Below are 14206 nucleotides of genomic sequence, written 5' to 3' on the forward strand. Positions count from 1 at the left end.
GCCCTCACAGCGGAATGTTGTCGTGCTTGCGCCAGGGGTTCTGGAGCTGCTTGTTTTTCAGCATGGACAGCGCCCGGGCGACGCGGCGGCGGGTGCCGTGCGGCATGATGACGTCGTCGATGTAGCCGCGCGAGGCCGCCACGAAGGGGTTGGCGAATTTCTGGCGGTACTCTTCGGTGCGCGCGTCGATCTTCTCAGCGTCGCCGATGTCGCCCCGAAAGATGATCTCGACCGCGCCCTTCGACCCCATGACGGCGATTTCCGCCGTCGGCCACGCGTAATTGATGTCGCCGCGCAGATGCTTGGACGACATCACGTCGTACGCGCCGCCGTACGCCTTGCGGGTGATGACCGTCACCTTCGGCACGGTGGCTTCAGCGTACGCGTACAGCAGCTTGGCGCCATGCTTGATGATGCCGTTGTATTCCTGGCTGGTGCCGGGCATGAAGCCGGGGACATCCACCAGGGTCAGGATCGGAATTTCAAAGGCGTCGCAGAAGCGTACGAAGCGCGCGGCCTTCTTGGAGCTGTCGATGTCCAGGCAGCCCGCCAGCACCATCGGCTGGTTGGCGACGATGCCAACCGTCGAGCCGTTCATCCGGCCAAAGCCGATCAGGATGTTCTTGGCGTATTCCGGCTGAAGCTCGAAGAAATCGCCCTCGTCCACGATCTTGAGGATCAACTCCTTCATGTCGTAGGGCTTGTTGGCGTTCTCCGGCACCAGCGTGTCGAGCGAGAAATCCTCGCGGTCCAGCGGGTCGGCGCAGGGCCGGACCGGGGCCTTTTCGCGGTTCGAGGAGGGCAGGAAATCGACGAAGCGGCGCAGTTGCAGCAGCGCCTCCACGTCGTTTTCAAAGGCCAGATCGGCCACGCCCGACTTGGTGGAGTGGGTGATGGCGCCGCCCAGCTCCTCGGCGGTCACGACCTCGTGGGTGACGGTCTTCACCACGTCGGGGCCGGTGACGAACATGTAGGAGCTGTCCTTCACCATGAAGATGAAGTCGGTCATGGCCGGGGAATAGACCGCGCCGCCCGCGCACGGCCCCATGATGAGGGAGATTTGCGGAATGACGCCCGAGGCGTCGACGTTGCGCTGGAACACCTCGGCGTAGCCGCCGAGCGAGGCGACGCCCTCTTGGATGCGCGCGCCGCCGGAATCATTCAGGCCGATGACCGGCGCGCCGACCTTCAGCGCCTGGTCCATGATCTTGCAGATCTTCTCCGCGTGGGCTTCGGACAGCGAGCCGCCGAACACGGTGAAATCCTGGCTGAACACAAAGACCAAACGACCGTTCACCGTGCCGTGGCCGGTGACGACGCCGTCGCCGGGAACCTTCTGGCTTTCCATGCCGAAGTCGATGCAGCGGTGTTCGACAAACATGTCGAACTCCTCGAACGACCCTTCGTCCAGGAAGAGGTCGATGCGTTCGCGCGCGGTCAGTTTGCCTTTGGCGTGCTGACCGGCGACGCGCTTTTCACCGCCGCCCAGCCGCGCGCCGGCGCGCATGGACTCCAACTTGGCCAGAATGTCTTGCATCGGGCGTTCCCAATCCTGTCGTCGCGTCCTGATCTTCCGCCCCGGTTGCGGCAGACGCGTTCCCTCACCGGATCGACGCGGATTATTCACAAACTTCGCATGGGTTCAAACAAGCTCTTCGCAAAAACGTGCGAAGTTGCGAATGTCTTTGCAAAGCAGGCTTTAACTTTGCCACACTTGCGAAGAATGGCGGTTTTCCAAGGCCGGGGAATCACACGTATGCAAAAGAAATTATTCCTTGGCTACAAGCTGCGCCGGTTGCGCGAGCAGCGCGGGCTGACCCAGGCGACGCTGGCCAAGGCGCTGGATCTGTCCCCCAGCTATCTCAACCAGTTGGAGAACAACCAGCGCCCGTTAACCCTGCCGGTGTTGATGAAAATCTCCGCCGTGTTCGAGGTTGAGCTGTCCGCCTTTCTGGAGGATGAGGACAGCCGCCTTGTCGCCGATTTGCGCGAGGCGCTGGCCGACCCGCTGTTCGCCGGGGCGCCGCTGACGGCGGCGGAGCTGCGCAGCGCGGTGGGATCCAGCCCTGAATTGGCCCGCCGGGTGCTCAGCCTGCATCAAGCCTATCAAAAATTGCACGAGCGGGTGCATTCGCTGGCCGACAGCCTGTCGAACCAGGAGCAGGGCGACAGCTTCGCCGGGCCGCAATTCCCCTATGAGGAGGTGCGGGACTATTTCCACTATTGCAACAACTACATCGGCCCGCTGGACGAGGCGGCGGAAAAGCTGTGGAACGACGAGAAGATCCACTCCGGCTTTCTGCTGAACGAACTCGCCGCCTATCTGAAACGCCGCCACGACGTGCGGGTGAAGATCGTCGCCGACGAGGCGGGCGACACCGCCATGCGCAGCTACGACGCCTCAACCGGCACCCTGCGCCTGTCCGCCCTGCTGAACGGGCCAAGCCGGGCCTTTCACATGGCCAACCAGATCGCCCTGCTGGGCTATGGCGACGTCATCGACCAACTGGTCGAGCAGGCGAAATTCTCCAGCGAGGACGCCCGCTCGGTTTGCCGCGTCGGTCTGGCGAATTACTTCGCGGGCGCGCTGGTCATGCCCTACCGCACCTTCGCCGCCCAGGCCCGCGCCCTGCGCCACGACATCGAACAGTTGCAAAGCCGCTTTTCCGCCAGTTTCGAGCAGGTGTGCCATCGGCTCTCCACCCTGCAACGGCCGGGCGCGCGCGGCCTGCCCTTTTACTTTGTCCGGGTGGACATGGCCGGGAACATCACCAAACGCCATTCGGCGACCCGCTTCCACTTCGCCCGCTTCGGCGGCGCCTGCCCGCTGTGGAACGTGCACGAGGCTTTCGCCCAGCCCGGCAAGATCCTGGTGCAGTTCGCCGAAATGCCCGACCACACCACCTACATCAGCATCGCCCGCACCGTGACCAAGCGCGGCGGCGCCTATCTGAAGCCCTCCCGACAATTCGCCGTCGGCTTGGGCTGCGAGACCAGCCACGCGTCGGAACTGGTCTACGCCGCCGGCATCAACACCGCCGATCTGAAGGCCGCCGTCCCCATCGGCGTCAACTGCCGCCTGTGCGAACGCACCGACTGCCAACAACGCGCCTTCCCCCCCATCGGCAGCGCGCTGCGGGTGAACGAGCATCACCGCAGCTTCGTGCCTTATCTGTTCGATCAGCCGGGAAAACGCTGACCCCGCCGGATCACCGCGTCACGGCGGCCAGATCGCTCTTCGCCCGCCGTTCCCGATGGCCAAGGATTTGCGCGCCCAGCGCCACGGCGGCCAGGGCGACGCCGAACAGGCTCACCGCCCACCAGCCGCCGTTGTTCCAGGCCACGGTCGCCCCCGCCGAACCAAAGGCGCCGCCCAGGAACATGCCGGTCATGAACAGCGTGTTCAACCGGCTGCGCGCCTCCGGGCGCAGGGCGTAAACAACGTGCTGGTTGGAAATCAGCGCGCTTTGCATGCCGAGATCCAGCACGATCACCCCAACCACCAACCCGATGAGGCTGTTCCACAGACCGAAGATCAACCAGGACGCCAGGACCAGCGCCGCGCCCAACAGAATGACCAGATGCGGCCCGCGCCGGTCGGCCAGACGTCCGGCGATGGGCGCGGCGAACACCCCGATGGCCCCGACGACCCCGAACAGCCCAGCAGCGTCGGCCCCCAAACCGAAGGCCGGTTCCTCCAGATGCAAAGCGAGAATGGTCCAGAAGGCGGAAAAGCCGCCGAACAGCGCTGATTGGGTCAGGGTGGCGCGGCGCAAGGTCGGCTCCTCCCGCCACAGATGCCGCAGCGAGGCCAAGGCCGCGCCATAGCGCAGGCCAGAGGCCGGGGCGGCGTGGCGCGGCAGGGCGAGCGCCATCGACAGGGCGCCAAGCAGCGCCAGCGGCACGCCCACCCAGAACATCGCCCGCCACCCGGCGTGGGTGGCGACGAAACCGGCCAGCGTCCGGCTGAACAGGATGCCGCAAAGCAGGCCCGCCATCACCGTGCCGATGACCCCGCCCCGCCGCTCCGGGCTGGCCAGCGCCGCCGCGAAGGGAACGATCTGCTGCGCCACCGCCGCGTTGGCCCCGACCAGCACCGAAGCCAGCAGCAAAAGCGCGGCGGTCGGGGCGGAGGCGGCCAGAACCAGCGCCAGCGCGATGCACAGGAATTGCGCCACGATCAACCGCCGCCGGTCCATCAGATCGCCCAACGGCACCAGCAGGAACAGCCCCGCCGCGTAGCCAAGCTGGGTGGCGGTCGGGATCAGGCCGGTGGCCGTCTGCCCCACGAAACTCCGCTGGATCTCCGCCAGCATCGGTTGGTTGTAATAGATGTTCGCCACGGCGACGCCGCAGGCGGCGGCCATGGCGAAGGTCAACCCACGGCCCAGCGGAGCTTGCGCGTCAGCCGAGGGAGCTTGGGATGGGGCGGCGGCCAGAGGCGGGGTCATCGGTCAGACCTTTCGAAGGAACACAGCGTTGGCGCACTGTGGCAGCTTATCGGAAAACGTTGTAGATGGAGTGTTTGATAGGCCGGTTTATCAAAAGGCGATGGAATGGACACGGACGCGGTGGCGGTTCTGGTGACGGCGGCGGCGGCGGGCAGCCTGTCGGCGGCGGCGCGGCGGCTGGGCATCACCCCGATGATCGCCACCCGCCGCTTGGCGGCGCTGGAGCGTGATTTGGGCGTCACCCTGATGCACCGCACCACCCGCTCCCTGTCCTTGACGCCGGAAGGGGACGCCTTCCTGCCCTACGCCCAGGCGCTGGTGGAGAGCGAGGCGGCGGGCCGCGCCAATCTGCGCGCGGCGGCGGCGGGGGCGTCGGGCCTGCTGCGGGTGTCGGTCTCCACCGCCTTTGGCCGGAAGATCGTGGCGCCGCTCGTGCCCAGCTTGCTGCGGGCGAATCCCGATTTGCGGATTGATCTGGATTTCACCGACCGGGTGGTCGATGTGGTGGCCAGCGGGGCCGATCTGGCCATCCGCATCGCCCATCTGCGCGACAACAGCCTGATCGCTCAAAGGCTGGCCGATGGTCCACGGGTTCTGTGCGCCGCCCCCGCCTACCTCGCCGAACGCGGTGCGCCGACCCGGATCGAGGATTTGGCCGACCATGATTGCCTGCTGCTGAGCGGGGCCACCCACTGGCCCTTCCAAGTGGAGGGGCGGGAGCGTCGGGTGCGCGTGCAGGGCCGCTTCTCCGCCAGCAGCATCGAGGGGCTGCACGAGGCCTGTCTTGGCGGCGCGGGCATCACCCTGCTGGCCACCTGGAACGCGCGGGAGGATTTGCGAGCCGGGCGTCTGGTCCCGGTTGTTCTGAGCGACGCGACGTTGGAGGAGTTGCCGATCTGGGCCGTCTACCCGCCCGCCCGGCTGATTCTGCCAAAGCTACGCGTGTTCATCGCGGCGCTGAAACAGGCGTTGGCCCAGGACGCGACGACCGCGCCCCAGGCCAAACCCGAACCCTCGCCGTAACCCAAAAACCCCGGCGTCAGCCGTGCAGCTTGCTCGTGATCTCAGCGACATGGCGGCCCTGGTAGCGGGCGCCGTCCAACTCCACCGCGCTCGGCTGACGCGAGCCGTCGCCGCCAGCGATCGTGCTGGCGCCGTAGGGCGAATTGCCCATGACCTCCGACACGCCCATCTGGCCCTGGAAGGCATAAGGCAGGCCGACGATCACCATGCCCTGGTGCAACAGCACGATGTGGGTGCTGAGGATCGTGCTTTCCTGCCCGCCATGCTGGGTTCCGGTCGAGGTGAAGACGCTGCCGACCTTGCCGACCAACGACCCTTTCATCCACAGACCGCCGGTCTGATCCAGAAAGTTCTTCATCTGCGAGGCCATGTTGCCAAAGCGCGTCGGCGTGCCGAAGATGATGGCGTCGTAGCTCGCCAACTCGTCCACCGTGGCGACGGGCACGTCGCTTTCATCCTTGTAATGGGCGCTCTGCCGCGCGGCCTCCGGCACCAATTCGGGAACCCGCTTGACCGTCACCTCGGTTCCAGCGACGGAGCGGGCGCCCTCGGCCACCGCCTGCGCCATCGTCGAAACATGCCCCCAGCTGCTGTAATAAAGCACCAGAACCTTGGCCATCGTCAGCACTCCCCATGGTTGGCGCGAACACCGCCGATGCACGTTCCGGCGGTCGCGGTCCCACAGAGATAGTGCGCCGGAGACGATCTGGTAATGGAGGTTCTTGGCACATCATTGTTTCTGGGTGTAGAACAATGCCATGGACCGACTCGACGACATGCTCGCCTTCATCAAGGTGGTGGACACCAAAAGCTTCACCGCCGCTGCGGATCGACTGAATCTGTCGAAATCCGTGGTGTCCCGCCGCATTGGCGAGCTGGAAAACCGGCTGGGCGCCCGGCTGCTCAACCGCACCACCCGCAAGCTGAGCCTGACGGAAGTCGGACAGGCCTATTACGAACGTTGCTCCCGCATCCTCGCCGATCTGGAAGAGGCGGAGCAGGCGGTCGCCGACCTGCACGCCGCGCCGCGCGGGCGGTTGCGGGTCAACGCGCCGGTGTCCTTCGGCGTGCGCCATCTGGCCCCCGCCGTCGCCGAATTCCTCAACCGCTACCCGTTGATCGAGGTCGATCTGGAACTGAACGACCGCTTCGTCGATCTGGTGGACGAGGGGTATGATCTGGCGATCCGCATCGGTCGGCTGCGCGACAGCTCCTTGATCGCCCGGCGGCTGGCCCCGGCCCGCGCCGTGGTCTGCGCCAGCCCGGCCTATCTGGAACAGCACGGCACGCCGCAGACGCCCGAGGATCTGAGCAACCATCGTTGCCTGATCTACACCAATCTGCCCACCCCTGAGATCTGGCATTTCAAGGTGGATGGCGAGGTGCGCGGCGTGCGGGTGTCCGGCCCGATGCGCGGCAACAACGGCGATCTGCTGCGCGACGCCGCCATCGCCGGGGTGGGAATCGTGCTGTCGCCGACCTTCTTGTGTGGTGACGCCTTGTCGTCGGGCGCCTTGCGCCCCTTCCTGAGCGATTGCATGATCGCCGAGGCCAGCGTCAACGCGGTCTACCCGCAAAACCGCCATTTGTCGCCGAAGGTGCGCGTCTTCGTGGACTTCCTCGTCCAACGCTTCGGCCAACGGCCCTATTGGGATTGCGCGCTGCTGGAAACCTTGCAGCCGGACGCCGAACGCGACATCGAACTCTTCGAGCCAAGCTGACCCTGCCCGTCGCGCGGCGAAGCGTTACGGGGTGGAGCGACGGCGCGAGCGGAGATTGAGCGCTGTGATGAGGCTGGGTTGCTGGCTGACCACCGGCCCCTGCTGCGTCACCGTCTTCTTCGGCGCGGTGGACAGGAAACCGCCAACCCGCGCCCGCAATTCGACCGAGCTGTGGGCGGCGACGTCGGCTGTGCTGGCGACCTGACGGCGCACCGCCGGATCCAACGTGTTGAAGGCGCGGGACGCGAACTCGAAGGCCGGTTGCGATTTGGTGGCGATCACCTGCCGCAACGCCTTGGACACCAGAACCGTGTCGAGGCCGCCCGGCCCATCCACCCCGTCCAACACGTCGGCCAGAATGCCGATGGCTTGCAGCGTCTGGCTGTCTTCCAGGGAAAGGTCTAGAGCGGTCATGCGGTTCGTTCCGTTCGTCTCAGGCGGGACAGGCCGAAGCCCCGCCCGGATTGCACGATCCTCAAAGCATAATCCGTGCGCCGCCGTCTGGCAATCCGCCGTTACGCCCGATTGACAAGCGCCACGCCCGCCACCGCGACCGCCATTCCGGCCAGCGCGACCAGCCCCAGCCGCTCGTCGAACATCGCCCAGGCGACCAGCGCCGTCACCGGCGGGGTCAGATAGAACAGGCTGGCGACCCGCGCGGCGGCCCCCCGGCGGATCAGGCCGAACAGCAGGAAGATGGCGCCCACCGACAGAACGAAGCCCAACCACAGCAGGGCGAAAAGGAACTCGCCGGTCCATTGGACCTTCATGGTCTCGCACAGCGGCGCCAGCACGGCCAGCGCCAGAGCGGTGGCGGCGTATTGGATCGCCGTGCCGCTGCGCAGATCCATCGCCGCGCCGTGCCGCTTCTGGTACAGCGTGCCAAAGGTGATGCCGATCAGGGCCATGACGGCGTAGCCCATGCCGACCAGATGATCGGCGTCGATGGAAAATTTCTCACGCACCACCAGCCCGACCCCAGCCAGCCCCAACAGCAGCCCGGCCCATTGCCGCCCGGTCACGCGCTCGCCCAGCAGCGGGCCGGACAGGGCGGCGATCAGCAAGGGCTGAATGCCGACGACCAGCGCGGTGACGCCCGCCGGAAGCCCGTGGGCGATGGCCAGGAACACGCCGCTGAGATACACGCCATGGACCAGCAGCCCGGCCAGCGCGATGCGGCCCACCGCCCGCCAGTCCTGCGGCCAGGGCGCGCGGGTCGCCAGCGCCACCAGGGCCAAAATCAGCGAGACCAACCCCAGACGCCACAGCAGGAAGGTCAGCGGTTCGGCGTAGGGCAGCCCGTATTTGGCGCCGATGAAGCCGGTGCTCCACAGCAGCACGAACAGGGCGGGGGCCAGACGCACCCAGCCGGGGTTGTCCTGGGTCGTCATCGTGGTCATGGCGGCTTTCGCGTCCCGTCGTCAGCTGACCGCCGGGGCTGGTTGCGCCGGTTGTTGACGGCGCGCCTCGGCGACCGCCTGGAAATGGGACCGGAGATTCGGATCCTTCTGCACCAGTCGGCGGAAATCCTTCTCATCCAGCACCAGCAATTGGCAATAGCCCATAGCGCGCACGTCTGCATTGCGCCGCTGGCGGGTCAACAGCGCCATCTCGCCGAAAAAGTCGCCGGTGCCCAGCTTCACCGGCTCCGCCAGATTGGGAACCAGCACCTCCACCGCGCCGGATGCGACGAAGAACATCGCGTCGCCCCGCTCGCCGCGCCGCACGATGGTTTCCCCCGGCAGGGCCAAACGGGCGCGCAGCAGGGTGGCGATGGTGGACACCCGCTCCTCCGGCAGCCCGGCGAACAGCGGCACCCGGCGGATCAACTCGGCCACGTCGAACCGCACGTCCAACTGGGGCAGCCGCTCCAACGCCCGGCGGCGCACGTCCAACTCCCGCTCCAGATCGCTCAAGACCTCTTGGCTGATGATGGATTCGGCGCGCATGGCCCGGTAATCGGCGTGCTCCAGCCGCAAGGCGGCGCGGCCGACGTAGCGGCCTTGCAGGACCATGGCGTAATCGGGGTATTGCAGCTTCATCGCCGACAGCGCCTGTTCGACGATGCCCAGACGGCCAACCAGCATGCCTTCCAGCTCGAACGCCACATCCTCGCCCAGCAGGCGGGCCAGCTTGTCGCGGGTGAAAGCGAGCAATTCGCGCAGCACGGTGCGAACGGCGACCAGCACCTCGAACCGCATCGACAGGCGGCGGGCCAACGGGGCGTGAATCCCAAAGCGCCGTTGCAGCCAGCTCGCCCCGCGCATCCACACCGAAAAGGCGATGAACGGCTCCTCAAAGGCGCGGTAGCCGTTGCGGCCTTGAGTCTTCACCGCGTCCAGCAACCGCCCGGACCGCCCGGCCAGCATGTCCATCACCGCGCGCGACACCACCCCTTCGGAGAAGTGGGCGTAATACAGCTCCTCCTCCCGGTTCACCAGGATGACCAGCCCGATGGTGACGCGGTCCTCGTCGCGCAGCGGCGCTTCCTTCTGCCGCTCCAGGTCGATGGCCTTCAAACGGTCGGCGTAGCGCGTCAGCATCACGTCGGTGACGGCGGCGTCCACCTCATAAGTGCGGGCGACGGCGCTCACCCGGTCGCGGATGTTGTCCATCGACAGCGCCAGCGCCCGGTTGCGCATGGCGCGCTCCACCGGGCTTAGGCGGTCCAGCTTCAGCAGATGGATCAAGGGCCGCAGCGTCGCCCCGTTGATGAACAGGGTGACGAAGACGAAGCCCGTCACCAGCACGGCGATGAAGCCCTGCACCCGCTCCGGCACCCGGACATTCTCGGTCACGGCCAGCGCCAGCGTCAGCGACACCGCCCCGCGCAAGCCCCCCCACAGCATCACCGCCTTGTAGGAATGGCTGACCCGTTGCGACAGCCCGGCCCAGGAAAACAGCGGCAGCAACCCGAACAGCACCAGCCCGCGCGCGGCGAAGGCGGCGACGGTGACGACCAGCACCAACCCGACCTCCTCCAACCCAGCCTGCGCCAGAAGGCGCGGCACCAGGATGGCGGTCAGCAGAAAGATCATGGAGTTGGCCCAGAAACCCAACTGGCGCCAGACATGCTCCAAGGCGCCCCAGGTGGTGGGGGAAATGCGCGTCCGCCCGACCGAACTGATGACCAGCGCCGAGGTGACGACGGCGACGACGCCCGACGCCCCGACATAATGCTCGGCCAACACATAGGCGAGGTAGGTTTGGGCCACGGTCAGAGTGATTTCCGCCATCGGCTGGTTGCGCACCGGCTCCACCAGCATGCAGACCACCCGCCCACAGATGTAGCCGACGATGACCCCGCCCGCGAAATCACGCAGAAACTCCAACGCCGCCATCATGGCGCCGCCTTCGGCCTTCCGCGTCAGCATCCCCAGCAGCAGCGTAAACAACGCGATGGCCGCCGCGTCGTTCAGCAGGCTTTCGCCCTCGACCAGCGTGGTCAGGCGGCGCGGCGCGCCCAGATCGCGGAAAATGCCGATGACCGCCGCCGGGTCGGTGCTGGCGACGATGGCCCCCAGCAGCAGACAAGACACCAGCCCCAGCGAGGTGAACAGGCTGACCGCGTAGCCGACGGCGAAGGTGCAGACGAACACCGCGACCACCGCCATCAACAAAATCGGCGCGATGTCGTCGAACAACCGCCGGACGTCCACCGCCAGCGCGGTTTCAAACAACAACACCGGCAAGAAAATATGCAGCAACACTTCGGACGAGATGTCCAACTCGGCCAGCGAGTTCAGAAAATCATGGAACGGCCCGGCCCCCGGCATCCCGGCGAAGGTCTGGATGACCGCCCCCAACGCCACCCCGACCGCCGCCAACAGCACGGTGAAGGGAACCTGGAAGCGCGCCGCCAGCGGCGGCAGGAAGCTGACCAGAGCCAGAAGCCCGGCGACTCCAAGAACCTGAATGACGATGTCGTGCATGAATCCTTGCTGCGCCATCTGCGACCGTGGGGCTGCACGGTATCGTCCACTTATGGCGGGAGCAAGGCCAAGCCGTTCCTCGACATGCGGCAAATGTGGGACGGACGGCGATGCCGAACCACGAACCGGGCTGGCGATGATACGCCCGAAAACAAAGAAACCGGCGTCGCCCTGAAGGCGCGCCGGTTCTTGAACCCAAACAATCGGCGAAGCGCCACCCGGTCAGATCGAAATTCGCAGCGATTCGCGGTTGACCGCCGGGGCGTCGGCGGCGGGGACCGGCGGACGCGGCATTCCGGCGGCGGGGCGCAAGCCCGGAACGCCCCCACCCCCGCCAACGCCCGGCGGCAGCGGAGCGGCGGCGACCGGCGCGTCTTTGGCCGCTTGGGCGGCGATGAAATCATTTTGCGCCATCAAACCGCTGGCGACCGTCCGGTTGATGCTGACCAGCGTCTCGATCTTGGAGAAATCCAAGTCGATCAGACGCGCGGTCGTTTCACGGTCCACCAGCAGCGACAAGGCGGCGAGGTTGGTGCGCACCTCTTGCGGGTGGCCGCAATCCTCTTCGGTCAAGGCGGCCTGGAAGATCGTCCAAAGCCGTTGGTTAAGCTGCAAGGCGGCCTGAAACGCCTCCTCATCCTTCGCGTGGCTTGACGAGATCAGGCGGCGGGCGGCTTCGGCCAAGGCCCAGGACTCGACGTCGCGCGAATTGTCCGAGGTCGGTTTGTTGACGTAGGTGGGTGTCGGCTTCATTCCAAACCCTCGGGTGACAGACCCAATCGACCGCAGACGGACTGCCCGCGTTCGTTTCATTGCGAAGTGTCGATCATCCTCGCGGTTTTGTCAACGCAAGGGGGCCATTTCCACCAATTCGCAAGCATTTGCCACAACTTGACTATGTTTTGTGCGCGCCATCCAACAGAAGATGAGCCGCCTCGGCCACCCGATCTTCCGAAACACCGTCCATCAGACCCGGAGCGTTGGCGTCCACCGCCACCCGGCGCAGCAACTCATCACGGGGAATCGACCCGGTGACGGCCTGGGCATGACGCCCCCACGGCCCATAAATTTCAGGGAAGCCCGGACCAAACAGACCGACGGTCGGCACGCCCGCCGCCGCCGCGATGTGCATCAAACCGCTGTCGTTGCCGACATAGAGCGCCGCCCGCCGCAAACAGGCGGCGGCGGCCAACGGATCGGTGCGCCCGGTCAGGTCGATAGCTTGATCGCCCAACGACTCCAGCAGAGGGCGGGCGCGTTCCCGCTCCGGCCCGGCGGCCAACACCGCCACACGCGCGCCGGGCAACGGCCCGTCCGGGCCGGTCAAGCGCTGCGCCAGCCGGGCGAAGCGATCCACCGGCCATTCCTTGCTCAACCAGTTGGCCGTCGGCCCGATGGCCAAAAACGGCGGGACGCCCGAGGGAAGCAGGGCGTCGGCCTCAGCCTCCGCCCGCGCGTCAATCCACAGGCGGGGGCCGGGCGGCGGGGACAGCCCCAGAACCGCCCCAATCTCCTCCACCTTGTGCATGGGCCGGGCCGCCTTGCTGTGGAAGGCGCGTTGACCGGCAAAAACCAACCGTCCAACGGCTGAATTGCGCAGATCAACCACCAGATCCCAACGCACGCCGACGCAGGCCAACCACAAACGCAGCCAATGCCGGGCGTAGGATTGCTTGGCCAGCGGAATCAGACGCTCCAGCCCCGGAACGGCGCGAAACAGCGGCGCTGGAAGGGGGCCGCAAACAACCGTCACCCGCGCGTCGGGGTGTCGCTCGATCAGGTGCCCGAGCAGCCCGGTGGACAGAACCGCATCCCCCAAACGGTTGGAGGTGATGAACAGGATTCGCGTCACGACGCCGGTTCCGCGACCGGGGGCGCCGCCGCATGGCGGCCCGGCTTCAGATGAAGGCCGCGCGACATCACCCAGATGGCGGGCAGCAGGACCAAGAGCGGCAGCAGATACATCAACGGAACAAAGACCGTCATCTTTCCCGCCAGACTGGTCAACCCCAGGGCCGCCGCCTGCAACCCCATCACCAGCAGAATGGCGATGGTGACGCGCATGGATTGGCCCCGGCGATTGAACTCGCCCGACAGCAGCGCCGCCAGCGCCACGGCGGCGTAAGCCAGCGCCAGCAAGGGCGAGGCGAAGCGGTGGTGCAGCTCGGCGATCAGGCCGCGCCGCATCCGGTCGTCCTGCGCGATGGCCCCTGGCTCCATCAACTCGGCGGTGGAGCGTTCGCGCGCGTCGGGCCAACGCTCCTCGGCGGCGGGGGTCAGCACCTTCAAATCAACGGCGTAGCGTTCAAAATAAAGCTGAGACAGCCGCCCGGTCTTGCGGTCCAGTTCCTGCCGGTTGCCGTCAAAGACGACGAAACGGGCGCCCTCCGGCCCGGTCAGCATCACGGCGCGGTCGCCCATCACGGTCACGGGCTTGCTCTCCTCACGCCCGTCGTGAATCAGCACCTTGTGCAGATTGCCATCGGAATCGCGTTCGCGCAGAAACACGCTGAACCGCTCGCCGACCTCGTTGAACACGCCCTCCCGCAGGAACAATTGCGAATAGTCGCTGCGCACCGCGTATTCCATCCGCACCAGCTCACGGTGCGCCGACGGCGTCACCCAGACGTTCAGCGTGTAGACGGTCCCCACCACGATCAACGCCAGCACGATCGCCGGTTGCGACAGGGAAAACGGCCCGACTCCGGCGGCCCGCATCACCACCAGTTCGCTGTCCGTCGTCAGCCGGTTGTAGGTGAACAAAATGGCGCCAACCAGCGCCAACGGCAACACAACGCCAAGAAAGGTCGGCACGGTCAGCAGCAGGAGCCACAGGAACATCTGCATCGGCGCGCCCGCGCTGACCACGATTTCGATCAGGCGCAAGGACTGGCTCAACCAGATCGTCAGCGTCAGACCGGCGGTGGAATAGAGCGTGGCGATCAGCAGATTGCGAAACAGATACCGTTGCAGTCGGTTCATGGGCCTAGCCAAAGATACAGCACGCGCGGCAAGCTGACCGTCTCCGCCCGCCGGGTCAAGCGTTGAAACAGCGGCGCGTTGAAACACCGCCATGCGA

General features: G+C 66.3%; 12 protein-coding genes. 3 read left to right on the forward strand and 9 right to left on the reverse strand.

Annotation, left to right across the window (positions count from 1 at the left end):
• Positions 1 to 4: 4 nt before the first annotated feature.
• Positions 5 to 1537, reverse strand: a complete 1533-nt coding sequence (locus D3877_RS13100; protein ID WP_119831244.1) for an acyl-CoA carboxylase subunit beta — start codon at positions 1535 to 1537, stop codon at positions 5 to 7.
• A 219-nt stretch (positions 1538 to 1756) separates the two neighbouring features.
• Here D3877_RS13100 and D3877_RS13105 point away from each other — a divergent pair, with 219 nt between their 5' ends.
• On the forward strand, positions 1757 to 3199 hold the full coding sequence (locus D3877_RS13105) for a helix-turn-helix domain-containing protein (RefSeq protein ID WP_119831245.1): 1443 nt from the start codon (positions 1757 to 1759) through the stop codon (positions 3197 to 3199).
• Positions 3200 to 3209: 10 nt separating this feature from the next.
• Here D3877_RS13105 and D3877_RS13110 read toward each other — a convergent pair whose 3' ends face one another.
• The gene (locus tag D3877_RS13110) at positions 3210 to 4451 is read right to left on the reverse strand and encodes an MFS transporter (RefSeq protein WP_119831246.1); all 1242 of its coding nucleotides are present in this window, start codon (positions 4449 to 4451) and stop codon (positions 3210 to 3212) included.
• Between the two features lie 105 nt (positions 4452 to 4556).
• Here D3877_RS13110 and D3877_RS13115 point away from each other — a divergent pair, with 105 nt between their 5' ends.
• The gene (locus D3877_RS13115; protein WP_119831247.1) at positions 4557 to 5474 is read left to right on the forward strand and encodes a LysR family transcriptional regulator; all 918 of its coding nucleotides are present in this window, start codon (positions 4557 to 4559) and stop codon (positions 5472 to 5474) included.
• 16 nt (positions 5475 to 5490) lie between these two features.
• On the opposite strand, the gene wrbA is transcribed toward D3877_RS13115, so the two are convergent.
• Entirely contained in the window at positions 5491 to 6093 is a 603-nt protein-coding gene (gene wrbA, locus D3877_RS13120) for an NAD(P)H:quinone oxidoreductase (RefSeq protein ID WP_119832420.1), read from the reverse strand.
• 139 nt (positions 6094 to 6232) lie between these two features.
• Between wrbA and D3877_RS13125 the strand changes: the two genes are divergently transcribed.
• Positions 6233 to 7195 carry a LysR family transcriptional regulator gene (locus tag D3877_RS13125; protein ID WP_119831248.1) on the forward strand — a complete coding sequence of 321 codons (963 nt, stop codon included), beginning with the start codon at positions 6233 to 6235 and terminating at the stop codon, positions 7193 to 7195.
• 24 nt (positions 7196 to 7219) lie between these two features.
• Here D3877_RS13125 and D3877_RS13130 read toward each other — a convergent pair whose 3' ends face one another.
• The 6 genes from D3877_RS13130 to lptF form a co-directional block, all read right to left on the reverse strand.
• Positions 7220 to 7609: a hypothetical protein gene (locus D3877_RS13130; protein WP_119831249.1), complete on the reverse strand. Its 390-nt coding sequence runs from the start codon at positions 7607 to 7609 to the stop codon at positions 7220 to 7222.
• Positions 7610 to 7710: 101 nt separating this feature from the next.
• On the reverse strand, positions 7711 to 8586 hold the full coding sequence (locus D3877_RS13135; RefSeq protein ID WP_119832421.1) for a DMT family transporter: 876 nt from the start codon (positions 8584 to 8586) through the stop codon (positions 7711 to 7713).
• A 30-nt stretch (positions 8587 to 8616) separates the two neighbouring features.
• Entirely contained in the window at positions 8617 to 11127 is a 2511-nt protein-coding gene (locus tag D3877_RS13140; protein WP_119831250.1) for a cation:proton antiporter, read from the reverse strand.
• A gap of 222 nt (positions 11128 to 11349) precedes the next feature.
• On the reverse strand, positions 11350 to 11880 hold the full coding sequence (locus D3877_RS13145) for a flagellar biosynthesis regulator FlaF (RefSeq protein ID WP_119831251.1): 531 nt from the start codon (positions 11878 to 11880) through the stop codon (positions 11350 to 11352).
• Positions 11881 to 12022: 142 nt separating this feature from the next.
• On the reverse strand, positions 12023 to 12979 hold the full coding sequence (locus D3877_RS13150; RefSeq protein ID WP_119831252.1) for a glycosyltransferase family 9 protein: 957 nt from the start codon (positions 12977 to 12979) through the stop codon (positions 12023 to 12025).
• Positions 12976 to 14109 carry an LPS export ABC transporter permease LptF gene (lptF, locus tag D3877_RS13155; RefSeq protein WP_119831253.1) on the reverse strand — a complete coding sequence of 378 codons (1134 nt, stop codon included), beginning with the start codon at positions 14107 to 14109 and terminating at the stop codon, positions 12976 to 12978. Before lptF ends, D3877_RS13150 begins: the two co-directional genes overlap by 4 nt.
• Positions 14110 to 14206: the final 97 nt, after the last annotated feature.

Source organism: Azospirillum cavernae (assembly GCF_003590795.1).
Lineage (GTDB): Bacteria > Pseudomonadota > Alphaproteobacteria > Azospirillales > Azospirillaceae > Azospirillum > Azospirillum cavernae.